Annotated in this window: 4 protein-coding genes and 1 pseudogene; 1 reads left to right on the forward strand and 4 read right to left on the reverse strand. The window is 40.4% G+C overall.

Translation table 11 applies throughout. From position 1 onward, the window contains the following. Positions 1-122 precede the first annotated feature (122 nt). The 3 genes and pseudogenes from H6F42_RS20605 to H6F42_RS20615 all read right to left on the reverse strand — a co-directional run. Positions 123-1,964, reverse strand: a pseudogene (locus H6F42_RS20605) (ATP-dependent RecD-like DNA helicase); the annotation flags it as partial. Between the two features lie 20 nt (positions 1,965-1,984). Beyond that, positions 1,985-2,404 (reverse strand): type II toxin-antitoxin system VapC family toxin, encoded by a 420-nt coding sequence (locus tag H6F42_RS20610; protein ID WP_190401267.1) that lies wholly within the window; start codon positions 2,402-2,404, stop codon positions 1,985-1,987. A gap of 6 nt (positions 2,405-2,410) precedes the next feature. Next, positions 2,411-2,623: a hypothetical protein gene (locus H6F42_RS20615; RefSeq protein ID WP_190401268.1), complete on the reverse strand. Its 213-nt coding sequence runs from the start codon at positions 2,621-2,623 to the stop codon at positions 2,411-2,413. A 170-nt stretch (positions 2,624-2,793) separates the two neighbouring features. Here H6F42_RS20615 and H6F42_RS20620 point away from each other — a divergent pair, with 170 nt between their 5' ends. After that, positions 2,794-3,816, forward strand: a complete 1,023-nt coding sequence (locus H6F42_RS20620; protein WP_190401269.1) for a DUF5763 domain-containing protein — start codon at positions 2,794-2,796, stop codon at positions 3,814-3,816. 16 nt (positions 3,817-3,832) lie between these two features. Here H6F42_RS20620 and H6F42_RS20625 read toward each other — a convergent pair whose 3' ends face one another. After that, positions 3,833-5,560, reverse strand: a complete 1,728-nt coding sequence (locus H6F42_RS20625; RefSeq protein ID WP_190401270.1) for a protein kinase — start codon at positions 5,558-5,560, stop codon at positions 3,833-3,835. Positions 5,561-5,800 lie beyond the last annotated feature (240 nt).

Below are 5,800 nucleotides of genomic sequence, written 5' to 3' on the forward strand. Positions count from 1 at the left end.
TCGATTTTCTTTAGTCCATCCAATTCAATTGACTGGATTACTTTTTGTCGTAAATCATAACTGTACGAATTTGACATTTTGCCTTTGACTCCTATATTCTCCCTTTACTCTACGTCCTATTTCACTTGGCGGCAGCTATAATCATTCACCTGCTGCATAATGCGATCGCCCAGACGAAAGATCGTATTGCCATACTTAATTTCTGGTTTAATCGCATCAGGAGGATTGAGAAGTTGTTGCAAGACAACATTGAGATTGCGCGTACCAACATCACCTCTAGTCATCGGACAGAGAACCTGCATATCTTGCTGAGGGTCAAAGCCCAGACTCGGTAACAATTCCGTAATAATGTCACAAATACCCTGCTGACCAGCTTCAGCATTGGGCATTTCTAGCCATAGACAATCGGATTGAGGTTGATTAGAGACTTTTTCCATGTTTGGAAATTTACCCGTATTGATACGGTGAGCATTCTGGATAATTTGACTTGCCTGAGCCTGACGAAACACCTCAGTGAGCGTAATCACAGGGACTTGCTGAGAATCAATTAAATCTTTGAGAACATTGCCCGCACCGACACTGGGAAGTTGATCGGTATCGCCGACAAGAAGTAGTTGAGCGCCTAATGGAATCGCCTTCACCAGAGAAAAAGCTAGAAACAGATCCAGCATCGATGCTTCATCAATACCGATCGCCTGAGCCGTTAGCGGATATTCCTGATTGCGTTTAAAACCCATTGATTTTGGGTCAAATTCTAGAAAACGGTGAATTGTCTTAGCCTCACAGCCTGTGACTTCCTGTAATCGTTGAGCCGCCCGACCCGTTGGCGAAGCGAGAGAAATCTCCTTCCCCATCGCTTTCCAGAGCGCGATAATAGTGCGGGTAGTAGTAGTTTTACCTGTCCCTGGCCCACCTGTGAGAATTAACACTGAAGAAGTTGCTGCCATCTCCACGGCTTCCCGTTGTTTGGGCGAGAGTTGGATATTTCTTTGGGTGGTGTAGCGATCAATCCAAGCATTGACTCGTTCAGGATCTGGATGATGTTTGTGTTGCAATAATTGATAAACCCGTTCGGCAAGATTTTGTTCAGTATGGAAGTAAGTGGGTTTATAGCAGATGAACTCTCCTTCTAAGCCTTGCATGACTAAGCGATCGTTAACGGAGAGATGGAGAACAATTTTAGAGATAGTTTCAGGATCTGGCTGATAGTCTTCAAGAGCAAGCAGTTTAATCGCTCTCTCTTCTAGTTCTTTTCGCGGTAAATAGCAATGCCCTTCTTCAGCAGCTTCCCCTAAACAATGGAAGATACCCGCAATGCTGCGAAACTCGGAACTAACTTCAATGCCAATATTCCGAGCAATCTGGTCGGCAGTAAAGAAACCAATGCCATAGATATCCGTCGCCAGTTGATAAGGATTTTCGGAAACGGTCTGAATGGAATCATTACCATAATGCTTAAAGATCTTCACTGCATAGGTGGTGGATACTCCATGTCCTTGCAGAAATACCATGACCTCCTTAATCGCCTTTTGCGTTTCCCAAGCAGTCTTAATCATCTTCACCCGTTTCTTGGCAATGCCAGGAACTTCAATCAGACGGTCAATTTCATTCTCAATGATGTCAAGGGTATCCAATCCAAAATGAGCGACGATGCGTTTAGCGGTGACTGGTCCCACGCCTTTAATCAGACCACTGCCAAGATATTTCTCAATTCCCGTAATCGTGGCGGGTTTAGTCTCACGGTATTGAGTGACTTGGAATTGGTCGCCAAACTTAGGATGCGATCGCCATGTGCCTTCTAGGGCAAGGGTCTGTCCTGCTTGGATGTTGGCAAAGTTACCGACTACGGTGATTAGGTCTTGAGCCTTGGGTACTTTTAGCCGCGCTACGGTATAGCCTGTCTCTTCGGAGTGAAAGGTGAGGCGTTCGATAATGCCTTGGAGGTAGTCGGTGGTGTCAGGCATAAGCCATAAGGACGGATAAGTTATGACCAGTCATCTATAGACAACTCTACAATTTGTCCAAAATCTGATTTGTTACGGGTGACTAAGGTTGCATTGTTTGTTAAGGCGATCGCGGCAATTTTGAGATCCATGTTTCCTAGACGGGGATAGGCTTTGCGTAAGCGTTGATGTTCTAGGACAGATGCTCGGCTAAAGGGGATGATAGCGATCGCTTGGTAATTGATTGCTAGTTGCTGTAATCCTTGATAAGCAAATACTTGTTCATCTAATGTTTTTGCTTTAGCTAAAAAAGCGAGTCTTCCTCTAATCTGCTCTTCGTAGGTAATGACGGTAACGGCAACTTCAGGATCTTCTATCTCTGTAAGTTTGGCTAAGATTTGCTTTCCTTCTTGTCCGTTGCGCTGAATGAGGCTGAGATGATCGGTGTCAAAAATATACATGATGCTCTATTCAGCAGATTTGCGCCATTCTTGACCGAGGCGATTGGCTTCGTCAAAGGTGGGATCGTTTTCAAAGCTACCTGCGACTTTTAACCACCAAGGTGTTTTTTTCTGAACAAATACAGATAACATTTGTCGCATTTGCGCGAGTTCTGTTTCTAATGCGGCTACTCTAGTTTCTAGATGTTGTGGTTTGTCTTCAAGCTGTTGAGAGAGCATAGAAGTTTTTGGTGAGCTAAGTTTATGCGGCTATTATAGCAAGATGCTTGCGGTTTCAAATAAGAGAGTCTGTTTTGCTCCATTGCCTAAAAAGTCAGTTTCCTAGTATTGGCATCTGCTTCGATTTTTTATCCTAAATAGCTTGATCAAATGTATAGTTATGAGATAGCTTGAGCTATGACATTATCCAAGAATATTTCGTCTTAACAATGTTATCTGAGAAATGTAAAGGTACAACCAAATCTGGGCAAAGATGTAAGCGTGATGCCACAATTTCTGGTTACTGTCATATTCATGATCCTAAAATCATAGATGAACATGAAGCTCAAATACAGTCTTTAAAATTAAAATCTGAGTTTAAAATACCAACTAAAAAATTTAGCGAAAGGAAGGGTTTTAAATCTGTATCTAAAATAATTCAGATCGATGGAATTAATGAGGATTTAAGATATTCACTTTGGAATTTCTTGTATGAAAATATTTTACTCGACTACTGCAATTCTAAAGCAGAAATTTGTTATGGGAAGAAAGTAGAGTCATTCATTCTATATTTGTGGACAGATTTTTTTAAAAAGCCACTAGATGAATTGCAATTTATTAGAATTAGTAAAGATCCCATTTTGCAAAATTTACGGAGTAAATTTGATAAATTAGATTGGTATGAAGTTTATGATCTGATTGAAGCCACACTTAACTATTTTGTAAATCCATTGCTAGTCCAAAAAGCCAATAATTTGCTATCCAGAGAGCTATCAGGTTTTAGGTTTATTGGAGGTATATTAACAGATATAACAACTGAGCAAGAAATTCAGATGTTAGAAGAATCATTGAATGATAAAAGTTTTTCTGCCGTATCAAGCCATCTCCGATGCGCTCTTACTCGAATGAGTGATCGAAAAAATCCAGATTATCGAAATTCTATAAAGGAGTCTATTTCTGCTGTAGAGAGTATTGCAAAAATAATTTCAGAAGACCCAAAAGCATCATTAGGACAAGCACTTAAAGTGCTAGAAAATCGTCAAAAGATTCATTCAAGTTTAAGGGCATCTTTTGATAAACTATATGGATATACGAGTGATGAAGGTGGAATTAGACACGGTATGCTTAATGAACCGAATCTTACTGCGGCTGACGCAAAATTTTTTCTGCTTTCATGTACATCTTTCATTAATTATCTAAAGTCTAAAATTTAGTTGCGAAAATAATTGATTAAGTTGACTCAATTCCTTGAATAAGCCTACAAGCTTTATTATAATTGTCTAAATCTCCTTGCTTCTGACAAAGTTCCGCTCCAATACGAAAGTCTAGTAATGCTCCGTTTTTATCTCCAAGTTTGGATTTTGCTAAACCTCGATTTATATAGACACCCGCAATCTCAGTATGGTCATGACTAATGCGAATTGCCTCATTGAAATCACTAATTGCTCCTTGATTATCTCTTAATTTGGATTTCGCTCTGCCTCGATTTCCGTATGCCAAAGCCAAATTATCAGTACAATTAAGCCTTATAGATTCGTTGAAGTCGGCAATTGCTGCATTTATATCGCCTAATTTGAGTTTTGCTAAGCCTCGATTAAGATATAATCTAGCACTGTCAGGTAAAAGATTGATTCCTTTGCTGTAGGCAGAGATTGCTTGCTGCCAGTTTTCTAAATCACACTTTAGATCTCCGAGAGCCTCATAAGTACTAGAATTATAATCTGCTATACGGACAGCCTCATCGTAGTCAGCAATTGCTCCATATTTATCTCCTAATTTTTTAGATTTTAAAAACCCTCGTGCAAGATAAGCTGATTCATGCTCACTATTAGCCAGTATTGCTTCACTGTAATCTGAAAGTGCTGCCTGACTATCATTTAGATAATCCTCATTTAATATACCTCTTTGGACATAAGCTTCAGCGTGTTTCGGATCGAGTCTAATAACTGTGGTGTAATCTGTTACAGCTCCATGCACATCGTCCAATCGAAACTTAACCGTTGCACGATAGAAGTAAGCCTCTACATAATTAGGATTAATTCTTATGGCTTCATTGAAACATTTAAGTGATTCTTCATTATGACCTTCCCCCAATTTATTTAAAGCGATATCAAGATATTCATCAGCCTCTTCAGGGTTGAACTCAATATTTTTGTTGAGTATTTGCTTTGCCTTCCATCTCTTCGTAGGGGCTTTAAGCAAACAATTTTGAACGATCTCGTTGAAAGTTGGAGGTAAATCGCCTTTAATATTGATTTTCATTTTCCAAATATCCGTTATCCTATCAAACGGTAACTCCCCCGTCAGCATCACTACAATCATTACGCCCAAAGACCATATATCCCATGCAGGTGAAATCTTTACCGAATAACTAGCATACGCTTCTGGCGGCATATAAGTTTGCGTTCCCATGATATTACTTGTCATCGTGCCACTTTCCCTCGACATCTGCCGCGCAATCCCAAAATCTGAAATCTTCCAAACATTCCCCACCCGCAACACATTCGCAGGTTTCAGATCCCGATGCGTTACCGACTGACCATGCAAATAGACAAGCCCCGAAGCGATCGCCTCAACAATCTCCCTTACTTCACTAACTGGTAAAACCCGCGATGCTTGCAAATAATCCTCTAGCGTTCCACTCGCAATCTCCATCACCAGACCATAACAGTCATAATTAAACGCCAAATGCTTTAACCGTCCCTCCTCAGAAGTAATGCAATTAATCAAATTAGGATGTTTCAGCCTAATCGCTGTCACTAACTCCTTAGCAATAATATCCGAAGGCATTTTATCCTTCCGAATCGCCTTAATCGCCACCTCCTGAATTTTTGTACCACCCACCACCTCATCCGCCAAAAACACCGCACCAAAAGCCCCCGCCCCCTTAAACTCCTTCAAATAATACTTATGGTTGAAGTAAGTCTTCTCGAAAATCTTGTAAAGCTCGTTATCCATAAAAATGCTTGCAGTGGCTAGATTATTGGTTGATCAGGTGGCACAAACCAAATATAGCTTACCTATAAGCCACACATCAAAAAAATCAAGATTAGCTTACAATATTGTAGCGATCGCCCTTATCTTACTGAAAAACTTCGACTACACCAAACTTGTCTCAAGATGCGATCGCTGAAAACTTAATCTCAACCTTCTGATTGAGAGCGCCAGCAATTTTCTGCAACATTGACAGCGAATGCC

It is taken from the genome of Pseudanabaena sp. FACHB-1998 (genome assembly GCF_014696355.1).
Classification (GTDB): domain Bacteria; phylum Cyanobacteriota; class Cyanobacteriia; order Pseudanabaenales; family Pseudanabaenaceae; genus Pseudanabaena.